Below are 15,366 nucleotides of genomic sequence, written 5' to 3'. Positions count from 1 at the left end.
GTGCAGCGAGCGAGTGCCAGCTTGGGGGCTTCATTTCAGACTCTGACCTCGCCCTGGCCGAGCACCACCCACTTCATCGAAGTGAGCCCTTCCAGGCCGACCGGCCCGCGGGCGTGGAACTTGTCGGTGCTGATGCCGATCTCGGCGCCGAGGCCGTACTCGAAGCCGTCGGCGAAGCGCGTGCTGGCATTGACCATCACGCTCGCGGAGTCGACCTCGCGCAGGAAGCGCATCGCGTTGACGTGGCTGTCGGTGAGGATGGCATCGGTGTGGTGCGAGCCGTATCGGTTGATGTGGGCGATGGCCTCGTCGAGCGAGTCGACCACCTTCACGCTGATGATCGGTGCGAGGTACTCCTCGCTCCAGTCGGTCTCGCTGGCCTCGGCGAGCCTGGCGCCGGCAACTGGCGCCAGGAGGGCATGCGCGCGGGCGTCGCAGCGCATCTCCACCTCCTTGGCGGCGAAGACGGCGCCGATGCGCGGCAGGAAGGACGCGGCAATCGCCTCGTGCACCAGCAGCGACTCGGCGGCATTGCAGGGGCTGTACTTCTGCGTCTTGGCGTTGTCGGTGACCCTCAGCGCCAGTTCGAGGTCGGCGCTGGCATCCACATAGACATGGCAGTTGCCGTCCAGGTGTTTGATGACCGGCACCTTGGCCTCGCGGCTGATGCGCTCGATCAGACCCTTGCCGCCGCGCGGGATGATCACGTCCACCGCCTCGGGCGAGGCAATCAGGTGCCCCACGGCGGCGCGGTCGGTGGTCTGCACCAGCTGCACCGCGTCGGGCGGCAGGCCGGCGTCGGCGAGTGCCGACTGCACGCACCTCCACAGCGCCAGATTGGAGTGGATCGCCTCCGAACCGCCGCGCAGGATGCAGGCATTGCCGCTCTTGACGGCCAGCGAGGCGGCCTCGATGGTCACGTTCGGGCGGCTCTCGTAGATCATGCCGAACACGCCCAGGGGCACGCGCATCTGCCCGACGCTGATGCCGCTGGGCCGGCGGCGCAGCTGGGTGATCTCGCCGATCGGGTCGGGCATGGCGGCGATCTGTTCGCAGCCTTCGGCGACAGTGGCAACCACCTTCTCGGTGAGCTTGAGGCGGTCGACCATCGGCTCGGACAGGCCTGCCGCGCGCGCGGCGTGCAGATCCTTCGAATTGGCCGCCTGCAACTCGGCGAGCCCGGCGCGCAGGCGGCTCGCGAGCGCCAGCAGCGCGGCGTTTTTCGCCGCGGTGCTGGCCGAGGCCATCGTGGTGGCTGCGGCGCGCGCGGCCACGCCCATGTGGGCGATGGTGGCCTGCAGGTCGGCGGAAGTCATGGCGCGATTATCCGGGAAGAGGTCAACCCAGCCATGCGAGCACCGCCAGCCAGACCGAAGCCGTCATCACGAAGCCGAGGGTGGAGAAGACGATCGCGGCGGTGGCCTCGGCTTCCAGCGCCGCGTAGCGCTGGGAGAAGATCAGCGCGTTGCTCCCCACTGGCAACGCCGCCATCATCACCACCACCGCCAGGGGCAGGCCGGACAGGCCGAAGCCCCAGCGCGCCACGGCCAGCACCATCGCCGGCAGCACGAGCAGCTTCAGCAGGGTGACCACGACCGCGCCGCGCGCCGCGTTCTTCACGCCGTAGTACGCCAGCGACATGCCGATCAGCACCAGGCACAGCGGCACCACCGCCTGCGCCAGCGTGGCGAGGATCTCGTCGGCGATCGTGGGCAGTGCCATGCCGGTAAGGTTCCATGCCAGTCCGGCGAGCACCGGCAGCACCACCGGGTGAATGATCGTGTTGCGCATCGTGCGTGCGAGCGTCGTCAGCAGATGGGCGTTCGAGTGGCCGAGCGTGCGCCGCTCCCGCGCCAGGTCGAGTTCGACCAGCGCGGTGAGCACGGTCAGCAGCGTCAGCGCGTGCAGGCTGACGATGGCGACGTGGATGGCGAGGCCCGCCTCGCCGAACAGCGCGGCCGCCATCGGAATGCCCACCTGCACCGAGTTGCCGAAGGTCGCCGAGATGGCGCGCACGCTCGGCGCCGCGGTGGGCAGGGCGCCGCCTCGGTTGGCGCGACGCTCCCACAGGTAGACCACGGCGAGCAGCGCCAGCACGGGCACGAAGAAGGCGATCACCGTGTCCCAGGGCAGGGACGCGAGCTCGATGCGCGCGGTGGTGCGGAACAGCAGCGCCGGGACGAAGATGTAGTAGGCGGCGTTGGCCAGCGTGCGCGCAGGGTCGCTGGTGTCGGTGATCGGTCCCAGCCAGCGCGCTTTGCCGACCACCCAGCCGAACGCCACGACCACGAAGATGGCCACCAGCTTGAGGAACACGAGCGTCGACATGCGCAGCGAGTATGGGCCAGGAGGAGTGGCGCGCGTCGGAGCAGGAGCGCAGCGACGGCAGGGTGCCTGCTCAGAGTTCCGCGCGGCGCGGCATGTCGGCGCCGCGGCGCGAGCAGGTGATGGCGGCGGCGCGCGCGGCGAAGCCGAGGGCGTCGGTCAGCGCCGTCGGCGTCAACGCGGCCAGCGCTGCTGCCGACAGCGCGTCGCGCTCCGCCAGCCAGGTCAGCAGCGCCGCCTGGAAGGTGTCGCCCGCGCCGACGGTGTCGACCACCGGCACGGCCACCGGCGGCACGACCGCCTGGCCGTGCGCCGACCAACCGGCCGCCCCTTCGCCGCCGCGCGTCACCACCACCAGTGCCACGCCCTGCGAAAGGGCGCGCGCGGCGAAGTCGGCCGCCGAGAGGCCGGGCCAGACCAGGCGCAGATCCTCGTCGCTGACCTTGAGCAACTGGGTACGCGGCAGCATCCAGTCGATCTGTGCACGCCAGACCTGCAGCGATGGCTCGACGTTGAGGCGGATGTTCGGGTCGTAGGCGATCAGCGCACGGCCCTGCTCGCGTTCGACCAGTGCGCGCTGCGTGGCGGCGGTGCGGCCGACCACCGTCGCGTAGGAGCCGAAGTTGATCGCCTTCACGCCGGCGGGCAGCGCATGCAGCGCGTTCTCGTCGAGCAGTCGGTCGGCGCAACCCTCGCCGTAGAAGGCATACGAGGGAACGCCCTGCGCGTCGAGTCCGATCAGGCTCAAGGTGGTGGGGGCGTCGCTGCGCTGCACCGTCGAGATGTCGACCCCTTCGGCGGTGAGCGCGCGCATGAGCCGCTCGCCGAGGAAGCCGCGCGACAGCTGCGACAGGAAGGCGACCGGCTGCGCCAGCCGCGCCAAGCCCACCGCCACGTTGAACGGTGAGCCGCCGACGCGCGCATCCAGCGCCATGCCGGTGGGCGTGTCGCCGGTGGCGAATACATCGAACAGCGCTTCTCCACAGACCACGAACATCGTCTTCTCCTGCCAGTCGGGCGGCCGGCGGAAGGCCGGCGCGGTGCGCGAGCATCCCGCGGTCAGCGGGCTGGCGCATCCGGGTTTTCCATTAATCAATCAACTTGATTTATTAATTGGCATCGCCCACACTTCCTCCCACACAACCCGCACCACGCAGAGGAGACAAGCCATGAGCTTCAAGCACGCCACCCTGACCACCGCCCTGCTGGCTGCCGCCGGCCTCGCCCATGCGCAGTCGCAGCCGGTCATCGGCCTGATCACCAAGACCGAGACCAACCCCTTCTTCGTGAAGATGAAGGAAGGTGCCGCCGAGGCCGCCAAGGCCCACGGCGCCAAGCTGCTCAGCGGCGCAGGCAAGACCGACGGCGACAACGCCGGTCAGGTGACCGCGATGGAGAACATGATCGCCGCCGGCGCGAAGACCATCCTGATCACGCCCAGTGACTCGAAGGCCATCATTCCGGCCATCAAGAAGGCGCGCGAGAAGGGCGTGATGGTCATCGCGCTGGACAGCCCGACCGACCCGGCCGACGCCACCGACGCGCTGTTCGCCACCGACAACTACAAGGCCGGCGTGCTGATCGGCCAGTACGCCAAGGCAGCGCTGGCCGGGAAGCCGGCAAAGATCGTCACGCTGGACCTGTTTCCCGGTCACCCGGTCGGCGCGCAGCGCCACAACGGCTTCCTGAAGGGCTTCGGCCTGGCTGCGCCGGATGCGAAGAGCAACGAGCTCGGCAAGACGCCCGAAGTGGTGTGCATGGCCGACAGCTTCGGCGACCGCGCCAAGGGCCAGACGGCGATGGAGAACTGCCTGCAGAAGGCGCCCGACGTGAACCTCGTCTACACGATCAACGAGCCAGCCGCCGCCGGCGCGTACAACGCGCTGAAGAAGGCCGGCAAGGAGAAGGGCGTGATCATCGTCTCGGTCGACGGCGGCTGCGAAGGTGTGAAGAACGTCGGCGAAGGCATGATCGCGGCGACCAGCCAGCAGTACCCGCTGAAGATGGCCTCGATGGGTGTGGAGGCCGGCATCGAGTACGCCAAGAGCGGCAAGAAGGTCTCTGGCTACACCGACACCGGCGTCACGCTGATCGCTGCCAAGCCGGTCGCCGGTGTCGACAGCAAGGACGTCAAGACCGGCACCGAGCTGTGCTGGGGCAAGAAGTAAGCTGACGCGCCACCCCGGCGCTGCCGAGCTGACCCCCGGGCGCATGCCGTCTCGGCGGGTCGCCGCATCGCCCCACCAGGAGCCCTCGCATGGATTCCCTGAAAAGCAAGTTGCCGCCGATCGGGCAGCTCGGACCCTTCATCGCGCTGGTCATCGCCTGCGCCATCTTCGGCCTGAGCGCCGAGCGCTTCTTCAGCGCGGAGAACTTCTCGCTGATCCTCCAGCAGGTGATGGTGGTCGGCGTGATCGCCATCGGGCAGACGCTCATCATCCTCACGGCCGGCATCGACCTGTCCTGCGGCATGGTGATGGCGCTGGGCAGCATCGTGATGACCAAGTTCGCCGCCGACCTCGGCATGCCCGCGCCGCTGGCCATCCTCTGCGGCATCGGCGTGACCGCGCTGTTCGGGCTGATCAACGGCCTGCTGGTCACGCGCATCAAGCTGCCGCCGTTCATCGTCACCCTCGGCACGCTGAACGTCGCCTTCGCGATCACGCAGCTCTACTCCAATGCCCAGACCGTCACCGAAGTCCCGCCGATGATGACCTGGCTGGGCAGCACCTTCCCGCTGGGCGGCGCCAACGTGGCCTACGGCACGGTGCTGATGATCCTGCTGTACCTGGGCACCTGGTTCTGGCTGCGCGAGACCGGTGCCGGCCGCCACGTCTACGCGGTCGGCAACAACCCGGAAGCAACGCGCCTGGTCGGCATCGCGACCGACCGCGTATTGCTCGGCGTCTACGTGCTCGCCGGCGTCTTCTACGGCATCGCCTCGTTGCTGTCGGTGTCGCGCACCGGTGTCGGCGATCCGAACGCCGGACAGACCGAGAACCTTGACGCCATCACCGCGGTCGTGCTCGGCGGCACCAGCCTGTTCGGCGGGCGCGGCGTGATCATCGGATCGCTGATCGGCGCGGTCGTCGTCGGCGTGCTGCGCAACGGGCTCACGCTGATGGGTGTGTCCTCGGTTTACCAGGTGCTCATCACCGGCATCCTCGTGATCCTGGCGGTGGCGATCGACCAACTGTCCCGCAAGGGAGGGCGCTGAGATGGACTCGACCAAACTCGTGATGCAGGCCAAGGGCATCGTCAAGCGCTATGGCCAGGTGACGGCGCTGGACGGCGCCGACTTCGAACTGCGCGCCGGAGAGATCCTCGCCGTGATCGGCGACAACGGCGCCGGCAAGTCCTCGCTGATCAAGGCGCTGTCCGGCGCCACCATCCCCGACGAGGGCGAGATCCTGCTCGACGGCAAGCCGGTGCATTTCCGCAATCCGATGGACGCGCGCCGCGCCGGCATCGAGTGCTGCTACCAGGACCTCGCCGTGGCCCCGGCGATGACGATCGCCGAGAACCTCTTCCTCGGCCGGGAGATGCGCCGCCCGGGCTTCGCCGGCAACGTGCTGCGCATGCTCGACAAGAAGAAGATGCTCGAGATCGCGATGGCGCGCATGGCCGACCTGAAGGTGGGCATCCGCTCGATGACGCAGGCGGTCGAGACGCTGTCCGGAGGGCAGCGCCAATGCGTCGCGGTGGCGCGTGCGGCCGCCTTCGCCGAGCACGTGGTGATCCTCGACGAGCCGACCGCGGCGCTCGGCGTCAAGGAGGGCAACATGGTGCTGGAGCTGATCCGCCGCGTGCGCGACAAGGGCCTGCCGGTGATCCTCATCTCGCACAACATGCCGCACGTGTTTGAGATCGCCGACCGCATCCACGTCGCCAGACTCGGCAGGCGCGCCGCGGTGCTCAACCCGAAGAAGATCAGCATGAGCGACACCGTCGCGGTGATGACCGGCGCGATGCCGCCGGAGCAGATCCCCGCCGAGTGCCTGGCGCACTGAGGAGCATCGCATGCTCAAGGGCATCGATCCGCTGCTGACGCCGGAACTGCTGAAGGTGCTGGCGGAGATGGGCCACGGCGACGAGATCGTGCTGGCCGACGCGAACTTCACCGCCGTGGCGCTCGCCGCGGGCAAGCCGCTGGTGCGCCTGCCCGGCGCGGACATGCGGCGGGCCGCGGCGGCCGTGCTGTCGCTGCTGCCGCTGGACGAGATGGTGGAACGGCCGGTGGCCTACATGCAGGTCGGCGGCACCGAGCCGCCCTACCGCTCGGCGCTGCAGCGCGAGGTGATCGACGAACTGGCGTCGCGGGGCCACCTGCGGCCGCTGCAGTGCGAGCCGACCGAGCGCTTCGCCTTCTACGCGCGCGTGAGCGGAGCCTTTGCGGTGGTGCAGACTGGCGAGATGCAGGCCTGGGCCAACTTCATCTTGAAGAAGGGCGTGATCGCCGAGGCGCTGCGTCCGTGAGCCCCACCCACAACGCCAACGGGCAGGACACGCGGTTGAGACCGCGGGGCTCCAACCATGCCGGCATGCGCCAGTTCAACGAGCGCGTGGTGCTGCAGGCGATCCGCCTGCACGGCAGCCTGCCGAAGGCGGAGATCGCGCGGCTGACCCGGCTGACGGCGCAGACGGTGCAGATCATCATCGCCCGCCTGGAGGCCGACGGGCTCGTGCGCAAGCTCGACCCAGTGCGCGGCAAGGTGGGTCAGCCCTCGGTGCCGATGGCGCTGAACCCCGACGGCGCGTTCTCCATCGGCGTGAAGATCGGCCGACGCAGCATGGACATGCTGCTCGTCGACTTCGCCGGACAGGTGCGCGAGAGGCTGTCGCTGAGCTATGCCTTTCCCGACCCGTCCAGCCTGTTCGACGAGATCGATCTGCGCCTGAAGCAGCTGCGCAAGACGTTGCCCGCGGCCGTGCGCGGGCGCCTGCACGGCGTGGGCATCGCCGCGCCGCTGTCGCTGGGGGGCTGGCAGGAACTCCTGGGCATCGCCCCGGAACAGGCGGCGAGATGGGCGGCCATCGACATCCGCGCACGCATCGCGGCGATGACCGAGCTGCCCGTGCAGTTCGTCAAGGACACCGCCGCGGCTTGCGTGGCCGAACTGGTGGCCGGGCGCGGCCGCAGCATCCGCAGCTTCCTCTATGTCTTCGTCGACACCTTCATCGGCGGCGGCCTCGTGCTCGACAGCCACCTGCGCGGCGGTGTGCACGGCAATGCCGGTGCGGTCGGCTCGATGCCGCTCGGGCTGGCCAGCAGCGATGCGGGCAGCCGGCCGGCGCAGCTGCTCAGCGTGGCCTCGCTCTTCAACCTCGAATCGTTCTATCTCGAGCGCGGGCTGGAACCGGGGGCGGCGGTCGATGCTCGAGCGCTGCAGGAACCCTGGCTTGGCGCCACCGAAACCTGGCTGCGCGACGCTGCCCCGGCGATCGCGCTGACGGTCAACAGCGCCGCCTGCCTGCTCGACCTCGAGGGTGTGATCATCGACGGCTCCTTCGACGCGGCGCTGCGGGTCAGGCTGCTCGCCAGCGTCGAGCGGGCCATGGACGGACACAGCTGGGAGGGCGTGGCCCGCCCGGCACTGCTGGCCGGCACCATCGGCTCGGACGCGCGGGCGATTGGTGGTGCCCTGCTGCCGCTGTACGCGAACTTCGCGCCGGACCGCGACCTGTTCCTGAAGCTGGAGTCCTGAGCGCCCGACCTCAGCGCCGTCCGAACATCATCTGACGCGCCAGCGCTGTCTTCAGCGGCGGCAGCGCCTGCAGCACCGCGAGGCCCAGGCCACGCGCCGCGCCGGCACCCGGGAGCTGCCAGGTGAAGCTGCGCGCGAGGAAGTCGGTGGCGGCGATCAGCGCCCAGCGGTCCGGTCCGCGCTGCCACTCGAGCCGGCGCAGCATGCCGTCGATGTCGCTGTCGCGCTGCAGCAGCCGTACCAGCTCCGCGGCGTCGCGCAGGCCGAGGTTCAGGCCCTGGCCAGCCACCGGGTGGAGTGTCTGCGCGGCATTGCCGATGCGTACCGTCCGGCCTTCGCACAGCGTGCGCTCGGCATTCAGGCCGAGCGCGAAGCGTTTCAGCGGCGAGATCGAGCGCAACGGCGTGACGGCGGCAGGGAAGATCGTGTTCAGCACGGCCAGCCGCTGCGCGTCGTCCAATCCAGCGACCGGGTCGTCGTCGTCGCTCGTGCACCACACCAGCGAGGCACGCCGGCCGGGCAGCGGCAGCAGCGCCGCCGGCCCATGGCGCGTGAAGCGCTCGTAGGCCACCCCTTCGGCCGCGGCCGGCGGCAGTTCGACCGTGCCGACCCAGGCGCACTGGTGGTAGTCGCGGCGCACCGCCTTGCGTGCCTGGTCGGCGAACACGCCGCCTTCGGCCACGACGGCCAGGTCGAAGCGCTCGACGATGCCGGCGTCGACCTCGACGCCTCCGGCCAACGCCTTGATGGCCGCGACCGGCGAGCCGAAGCGCGTGTGCAGCCGCTGCGGCTGCTGCGCCTCACGCGCCAGCCAGGCTCGCTGCAGCGTGCCGACGATGCGGCCGTAACTCAGCACCGCGCCGAGCATGGGCACGGCCTGCTCGCGCGCGGTGATGTGCACCGTGGGCTCGCCCAAGAGGGCGCCCAGCATCGGCAGCGCCGATGGCGGCTGCTGCGACACGTTCACTTCGAGGATCGGCTGCACGTCCTCGCTCGGCCAGGCCTCGAGCCGCTTCAGCCATTGAATGCTGCCGAGGGAAAGGGCCAGCGTGCGCGGGTCGCCGCCGACGTCCTTCTCCAGCGGGCGGGCGTCGAAGATCGTGATGTCGGCGCCGGGCAGGCGCCGCGACGCGTCGATCGCCAGCGCAAGCCCAACTGGGCCGGCGCCGACGACCGCGAGACGCAAAGCTGAGACGTTTGCATTTGTGGGCGCGTGGCACATTTTCTTCGGGATCCTTCGTCAACTGCAGCGAATTACCCCCTGGGCACGGGGTGTCTGGTGTTGCGTTCCTCGTCGATCATCGCCAGCACAATTTCGGATCAGGGAAGCGGTCGGCAACCGAGGTCGCCAACCGATCTACACAGGGGGTCGTATGAAGCTGAAAACGGTCGTGGCCGCGACTGCCATGGTGCTCTCGGCGCCTTCGATTGCGGCGGTCTGCAGCGGGGGCTACGGACTTGGCACGCTGGGTCCTCCAGGGGCTTCGTGGTTCGGTGAATCCTTCTCCAGCAGCGGCAGTTACCTCGACTGCTACAGCTTCTCGCTCTCGTCGGCAGCCGACTCGTTCGGCGGCTCGGTCGAGATCGATTTCTGGGGCAACAAGCTCGACATCGACCTGACGAGTATCTCGCTGTTCGCCGGCGGCGTCCTGGGCGGATCCACCACCGGTGGCCTGCTCGCCAGCGACAGCACGCCTGGCCTGTTCAGCTTCGGGGCGCTTGCCGCGGGCACCTACACGCTGGCCGTGGCGTCCAACGTCACCCGCGAATGGGGACTGTGGGACACGCCGGTAGGCTACGTCGGCTTGATCGGCACCTCGAGCAACTCGGTGGCGTCACCCGCCCCGGAACCCGAGACCTACGCGATGATGCTCGCCGGGCTCGTTGGCGTGATCGCAGCCGCAAGGCGGCGTCGCAAGGGCTGAACGGGCCCTCGGGCCGGCAGGAACAGCGGGCCCCAAGGCCCGCTGTTCCGCTTCTGCGTGCCGCTGCACACCGGCGCGAAACCCATCACGAAACACCCGTTCGTCTGGTGGCGCGAGGCTGGCGGTCAAAGACCGATCGGTTAGCCTCGGCAGCCTGCACCCGGATCCCACCATGTCCCGCCTACCAGTCCCGACGTCCGTGCGCTTGCGCCACAGCACTCTCCGGGGAGCGTCGTGGAGCCTGCTCATGTGCAGCCTGCTGCTGGCCGCGTGCGGCGGCGGCGAACGCACGAGCGGCGACTCGCAGATCGCCGCCAAGGTGAACAAGGGCGAGATCTCGGTCCACCAGGTGCAGGTGGTGCTGCAGCGTCAGCCGCGGCTGGCGGCCAGCGAGGGCGGAAGCGCTGCCGCGCGTGCACTGGAGGGTCTGATCGACCAGGAACTCGCAGCCCAGTCCGCAAGGGGCGCATCGCTCGACAAGGACCCGCGGGTCGTCCAGCGACTGCAGGCTGCGCAGCGTGAGATCCTCGCGCAGGCATGGCAGGAGTCGGTGGCGTCGCGGGTGCGCGATGCCACCACCGACGAGATCGACCGCTACTACGACGAGCGCACGGCCTTGTTCTCCCAGCGCCGGCTGTACCTGCTGCGGGAGACCAGTGTCGAGGGCGCTGCGGAACTGCTCGCGGGCCTGCCGGAGAAGATCGCGCAGACGCAGTCCGCCGAGGAGTTGACCCACCTGCTGCAACGCTCCGCCGTGCGCAGCCAGGTGCGCACCCTGGCGCAGGCGGCGGAAGACCTGCCTCTGGGCCTGCTGGGCAAGCTGTCGACGCTGGACCCCGGTCGCTCGATCGCGGCGGTGCAGGGAGGGCAGGCTCGCATCTACACCGTGCTGCATGCGGAACTGGCGCCAGTGGACCGCCGCCAGGCCGGCGCCGCGATCGGTGCCTTCCTGGCCAATGAGCGCAAGGCCGAGGCAGTGGCCGAGGCCATGAGGCAATTGCGCGCCGAGGCTAAGATCGAATACCGGGGCAACTTCGCCAAACCGGTCGACGCCGCCGCGTCGGCGGCCGCCGTGAAATGACCGCGCAGGCCGGCGTCCGCGCCGCGCCACGCCACGTGGCCTGGCTCGGCATCGAGCCGGCCGTCATGCTGACGCTGGCCGCCGGCTGGCTGCTGCTGGTCGTGCCGCTGGCGTGGGACTGGTCGCAAGGTGCATGGGAGCGCGAGACGCAAGGCCATGAACTGCTGATCTTCGGCATCTCGGCCTGGCTGGTCTGGCGCCAGCGTGAGGCGATCGCGGCGCTCGACGCCTCGCCGGCCCGCAGCGTCGGCACGCTGCTGTTCCTGGCGGCACTGGGCCTGTACGGGGTCGGCCGACTGCTCGGCGTGTTCCGCCTCGAGCTGATGTCGCTGATGGTGCTGCCGGCGGCACTGCTGCTGTTCTACAAGGGCATCGCGGCACTGCGCCGGGTCTGGTTCGCCTTCTTCTTCCTGGTCTTCGCGATCCCTCTGCCGTTCTCGCTGGTGCTCGCCGTGACCGGACCGATGAAGGCCGCCGTGTCCTACGTTGCCGCGCAGCTGCTCGCGGGCATCGGCTACCCGATCGGCCTGTCCGGCGTGGTCATCACCATCGGTCAGTACCAGTTGCTGGTCAACGAGGCCTGTGCCGGACTGCAGACCATGTTCACGCTGGAGGCGATGGGCCTGCTGTACGCGAGCCTGATGAACCACACCTCGACCCTGCGCAATGCACTGCTGGCGCTCCTCGTCGTGCCGATCGCCTTCTGCGCCAACGTGGTTCGCGTCATGGTGCTGGCGCTGGTCACCTACCACCTCGGCGACGCGGCCGGACAGGGCTTCCTGCACGGCTTCGCCGGCATGGTGCTGTTCCTCGTCGCGCTGGTGATGGTCATCGCCGCCGACGCGCTGCTCGGCCGCGTGCTGCGCCAGCCGGAGGCGGCGACTTGAACGCCGGACGCCGCCACGCCTTGGTGCTGGCCGCCGGCATGGGCGCGGTCGCGGGGCTGACCGCCTGGCTGCGCTGGCGCCCCGACACAGACGCAGCAGGCCTTGCCGTGGAGCTGGATCGTGTGTTCCCCGATCGCATCGGCGACTGGCAGGTCGACCGCGAGGCCGCTGCCTTCGTGCGCGCGGCCGACCGCCGCGGCCGACAGACCGGCCTGTTCGATCAGGTGCTGGAGCGCACCTTCATCGACCCGAGCGGCAGGCGCGTCATGCTGTCGGTGGCCTACCTCGGCTCGCAGTCCTCCGACATGCAGCTGCACCGCCCGGAGGTCTGCTACCGCGCCGGCGGTTTCCGCGTCGGCGGGCTGCACGCGGCGCGGCTCGAGATCGGCGGGCGCATGCTGCCGGTGACGCGGCTGATGGCCGAGATGCCGGGCCGGCCCGAGCCGATCACCTACTGGACCATCGTCGACGGCGAGGTCGGCAGCGCCACCCAACCATCGTGGTGGGAGCGGCTGAAGCGCGCGGCGCGGCGCCGCGAGACGAATGGCGTGCTGGTGCGCATCTCGTCAATCGATCGCGTCGCCGACCGCGCCTTCAAGCTGCACGGGGAGTTCGCCGCCGAGCTGGCCCGCGGGATGTCCGGCACCGGCCGACAGCTCGTGCTGGGCGCGCGCCGGCCGGGATGAGTGCGGCGCGGCCGAGCGCCGGCACTATGATCCGCGCAACCCGGTACCTCGCGCCGGGCTTCATCGACGTTCGACCACGGAGGGCCAGATGGCACTGATGGATTTCGTCAAGAAGCAGTTCATCGACATCATCGAGTGGACGGAGGCGCGCGACGGCACGCTGGCTTGGCGCTTCCCGATGGCCGACCGCGAGATCCAGAACGGCGCGTCGCTGACGGTGCGCGAATCGCAGATGGCGGTGTTCGTCAACGAGGGCAAGGTGGCTGACGTGTTCGGCCCCGGCATGTACAAGCTGACGACGCAGACCTTGCCGGTGCTGACCTACCTGAAGAACTGGGACAAGCTGTTCGCCAGCCCGTTCAAGAGCGACGTCTATTTCTTCAGCACGCGCCAGCAGGTCGACCAGCGCTGGGGCACCACCCAGCCGGTGACCATCCGCGACAAGGACTTCGGCGCCGTGAGGCTGCGCGCATTCGGCAACTACGCCTGGCGCATCGCCGACCCGAAGCTCTTCCACACCGAGATCTCCGGCACGCGCGACGCCTACACGGTGGCCGAGCTCGATGGCCAGCTGCGTGCGCTGATGCTGCAGCACATCTCCGACGCCGTGGCCAGCAGCGGCATCGCCTTCCTCGACCTCGCCGCCAACCAGGTCGAATTCGCGAACCAGCTGCAGCATGCCACCGCGCCGGCCTTCGAGAAGCTCGGCCTCAAGCTCGAGGCGGTGACGGTGCAGAACGTCTCGCTGCCCGAGGAGTTGCAGAAGGTCCTCGACCAGAAGATCGGCATGGGCATGGTCGGCGGCGACATGGGCAAGTTCATGCAGTACCAGACGGCGCAGGCGATCCCCAAGTTCGCCGAGGGCGCGGCGGGTGCAGGCGGTGGTGGCGGGGTGGTCGGCGACGCAATGGGCCTGGGTGCCGGCGTGGCGCTCGGCCAGGTGATGGCGCAGCAGCTCTCGCAGGGACTGCAAGGCGCCTCGCCGCAGGCGGCTTCCGCGGCGCCGGTGGGCGTCAAGCCCGACGAGGTGATGGCGACGATCGAGAAGCTCGCCGAGCTGAAGGGCAAGGGCGTCCTTACCCAGGAGGAGTTCGACGCCAAGAAGGCCGAGCTGCTGAAGAAGCTCGTCTAGAGCCCGCGTGGCCACCGAGCCCAGCCCGCAGCGCGGATACAAGGCCGCGTGCCCGAACTGCGGCGCGCCGGTCGAGTTCCGCTCGGCCGCATCGGCCTTCGCGGTCTGCAGCTACTGCCGCAGCAGCATCGTGCGCGATGGCGAGTCGCTGCGGCGCATCGGCCAGAGCGCCGAGTTGTTCGACGACCATTCGCCGCTGCAACTCGGGGCGGTCGGCCGCCATCAGGGTGCGGCCTTCGTGCTCGTCGGACGGTTGCAGTACCGCTATGCCGAGGGCACCTGGAACGAGTGGCATGCCCTCTTCGACAACGGCCGCTCCGGATGGCTGAGCGAGGACAACGGGCGCTACGTGTTTGCCTTCGACGCACCGCTGGACGGTCCGGCGCCTGCGGCGGAGTCGCTGCGCGCCGGACGGTCGGTGGCGGCCGGCGGCCAGAGCTGGTCGGTGGCCTCGGTGTCGGCCGCCAGGCTGATCGCGGCGCAGGGCGAACTGCCCTTCGCGCCCAGCCTGGAGCGCGGCTTCGTCGTCGCCGATCTGCGCAATACGCGCGGCGAGGTCGCCACGCTCGACTACAGCGATCCGGCGGCGCCGAAGTGGTCGATCGGCCGCTCGGTGGCGATCGGCGAGCTGGCGATGAGCGGCCTGGCCGAGTCCAGCGAGAAGACGCTGAAGGCGCGCGGCGTCGAGTGCCCGAACTGCGGCACGGCGCTGGAGATCAAGCTGGCCACCACGCAGTCGATCGTCTGCTTCAACTGCCATGCCGTGGTCGACGTCTCGCGCGGCGTCGGCGGCGATCTGAAGCACTATGCGCAGGCCACCGGCAGCGAGCCGCAGATCCCGCTGGGCAGCGTGGGCACGCTGGCGCTCGCGACGAAGCCGGGCGAGAAGAAGGCGCTGCCCTGGCAGGTGGTCGGCTACGCCGAGCGCTGCGAGGTCGACACCGGTGAGGACGACCAGACGTTCTGGCGCGAGTACCTGCTCTACCACCGCACCGAGGGCTTCGCCTTCCTCGTCGACGCCGAGGACGGCTGGAGCTGGACGGCGCCGATCACCGGTGTGCCCGAGCGTGCCGGCGAGGCGGTGAAATACCAGGGCGTGCTCTACCGCAAGCTGTACGACTACGCCGGCCGCGCCACCTACGTGCTCGGCGAGTTCTACTGGCGGCTCGAGCGCGACGCCCGCACCTTCAACACCGACTACATGGGCACCGGTGCCTTCGGCATGCGCCGGCTCAACCGCGAGCAGACGGGTGCCGGCGACACGCAGGAGGTCGTCTGGTCGGCCGGGGAGGCACTGAGCGCCGATGCCGTGCTGCAGGCGTTCAGACTCGCACCGGAGAAGCGCGTCGCGTTCCAGCGCGATGCGCTGCCCACCTCGGGCCATGCCGCCTCGCTGTTGGCGAAGGTGTTCTTCTGGGTGTTTGTGGTGGCGGTCCTGATGATGATGTTCCGCTGCGACGGCAGTCGCGACTGCGACCAGCTGCGCGCCACCTACGGCGAGGCGTCGACCGAGTACCAGAATTGCCTGCGCAGTGCGCGCAGCGGCGGCGGGCGCATCGGCGGCTCGTGGGGTGGCGGCTCGTTCGGCGGCCACAAGTGAGTTCGAGATTCAACGAGGAGAAGCG

General features: G+C 69.6%; 15 protein-coding genes. 11 read left to right on the top strand and 4 right to left on the bottom strand.

Annotation, left to right across the window (positions count from 1 at the left end; translation table 11 throughout):
* Positions 1-35: 35 nt before the first annotated feature.
* The 3 genes from Q0599_RS20290 to Q0599_RS20280 all read right to left on the bottom strand — a co-directional run bounded on the left by Q0599_RS20290 (position 36) and on the right by Q0599_RS20280 (position 3,322).
* Positions 36-1,316 (bottom strand): glutamate-5-semialdehyde dehydrogenase, encoded by a 1,281-nt coding sequence (locus Q0599_RS20290; RefSeq protein ID WP_298833613.1) that lies wholly within the window; start codon positions 1,314-1,316, stop codon positions 36-38.
* 22 nt (positions 1,317-1,338) lie between these two features.
* The gene (locus Q0599_RS20285; protein WP_298833610.1) at positions 1,339-2,328 is read right to left on the bottom strand and encodes an AEC family transporter; all 990 of its coding nucleotides are present in this window, start codon (positions 2,326-2,328) and stop codon (positions 1,339-1,341) included.
* 70 nt (positions 2,329-2,398) lie between these two features.
* Positions 2,399-3,322 carry a carbohydrate kinase gene (locus tag Q0599_RS20280; RefSeq protein ID WP_298833608.1) on the bottom strand — a complete coding sequence of 308 codons (924 nt, stop codon included), beginning with the start codon at positions 3,320-3,322 and terminating at the stop codon, positions 2,399-2,401.
* Positions 3,323-3,494: 172 nt separating this feature from the next.
* Here Q0599_RS20280 and Q0599_RS20275 point away from each other — a divergent pair, with 172 nt between their 5' ends.
* From Q0599_RS20275 to Q0599_RS20255, 5 genes are all read left to right on the top strand, one after another.
* Positions 3,495-4,493, top strand: a complete 999-nt coding sequence (locus Q0599_RS20275) for a sugar ABC transporter substrate-binding protein (RefSeq protein ID WP_298833606.1) — start codon at positions 3,495-3,497, stop codon at positions 4,491-4,493.
* Between the two features lie 89 nt (positions 4,494-4,582).
* Positions 4,583-5,542, top strand: a complete 960-nt coding sequence (locus tag Q0599_RS20270) for an ABC transporter permease (protein ID WP_298833604.1) — start codon at positions 4,583-4,585, stop codon at positions 5,540-5,542.
* Position 5,543: 1 nt separating this feature from the next.
* Entirely contained in the window at positions 5,544-6,335 is a 792-nt protein-coding gene (locus Q0599_RS20265) for an ATP-binding cassette domain-containing protein (protein ID WP_298833602.1), read from the top strand.
* Between the two features lie 10 nt (positions 6,336-6,345).
* The gene (locus Q0599_RS20260; RefSeq protein WP_298833600.1) at positions 6,346-6,801 is read left to right on the top strand and encodes an RbsD/FucU domain-containing protein; all 456 of its coding nucleotides are present in this window, start codon (positions 6,346-6,348) and stop codon (positions 6,799-6,801) included.
* Between the two features lie 65 nt (positions 6,802-6,866).
* On the top strand, positions 6,867-8,030 hold the full coding sequence (locus Q0599_RS20255) for an ROK family transcriptional regulator (protein ID WP_298834084.1): 1,164 nt from the start codon (positions 6,867-6,869) through the stop codon (positions 8,028-8,030).
* A gap of 10 nt (positions 8,031-8,040) precedes the next feature.
* Here Q0599_RS20255 and Q0599_RS20250 read toward each other — a convergent pair whose 3' ends face one another.
* Positions 8,041-9,216, bottom strand: a complete 1,176-nt coding sequence (locus Q0599_RS20250) for an FAD-dependent monooxygenase (RefSeq protein WP_298833598.1) — start codon at positions 9,214-9,216, stop codon at positions 8,041-8,043.
* A gap of 187 nt (positions 9,217-9,403) precedes the next feature.
* On the opposite strand from Q0599_RS20250, the gene Q0599_RS20245 reads away from it, so the two are divergent.
* The 6 genes from Q0599_RS20245 (at position 9,404) to Q0599_RS20220 (ending at position 15,341) form a co-directional block, all read left to right on the top strand.
* Positions 9,404-9,955, top strand: a complete 552-nt coding sequence (locus Q0599_RS20245) for an FxDxF family PEP-CTERM protein (protein ID WP_298833596.1) — start codon at positions 9,404-9,406, stop codon at positions 9,953-9,955.
* 247 nt (positions 9,956-10,202) lie between these two features.
* Positions 10,203-11,036 carry an EpsD family peptidyl-prolyl cis-trans isomerase gene (locus Q0599_RS20240; protein WP_298833594.1) on the top strand — a complete coding sequence of 278 codons (834 nt, stop codon included), beginning with the start codon at positions 10,203-10,205 and terminating at the stop codon, positions 11,034-11,036.
* Positions 11,033-11,923, top strand: coding sequence for an exosortase B (xrtB, locus tag Q0599_RS20235; RefSeq protein ID WP_298833592.1), 891 nt, complete (start codon positions 11,033-11,035; stop codon positions 11,921-11,923). Before Q0599_RS20240 ends, xrtB begins: the two co-directional genes overlap by 4 nt.
* Positions 11,920-12,609, top strand: a complete 690-nt coding sequence (locus tag Q0599_RS20230) for an exosortase C-terminal domain/associated protein EpsI (protein WP_298833590.1) — start codon at positions 11,920-11,922, stop codon at positions 12,607-12,609. The genes xrtB and Q0599_RS20230 overlap by 4 nt, the downstream gene beginning before the upstream one ends.
* 88 nt (positions 12,610-12,697) lie before the next feature.
* Positions 12,698-13,741 (top strand): SPFH domain-containing protein, encoded by a 1,044-nt coding sequence (locus Q0599_RS20225; protein WP_298833588.1) that lies wholly within the window; start codon positions 12,698-12,700, stop codon positions 13,739-13,741.
* Positions 13,742-13,748: 7 nt separating this feature from the next.
* Entirely contained in the window at positions 13,749-15,341 is a 1,593-nt protein-coding gene (locus Q0599_RS20220; protein ID WP_298833586.1) for a DUF4178 domain-containing protein, read from the top strand.
* The last annotated feature ends 25 nt before the right edge of the window (positions 15,342-15,366 follow it).

This window comes from uncultured Piscinibacter sp. (assembly GCF_937952055.1).
Classification (GTDB): Bacteria; Pseudomonadota; Gammaproteobacteria; order Burkholderiales; family Burkholderiaceae_C; genus Piscinibacter.
This window is presented reverse-complemented; position numbering and strand designations above follow the sequence as displayed.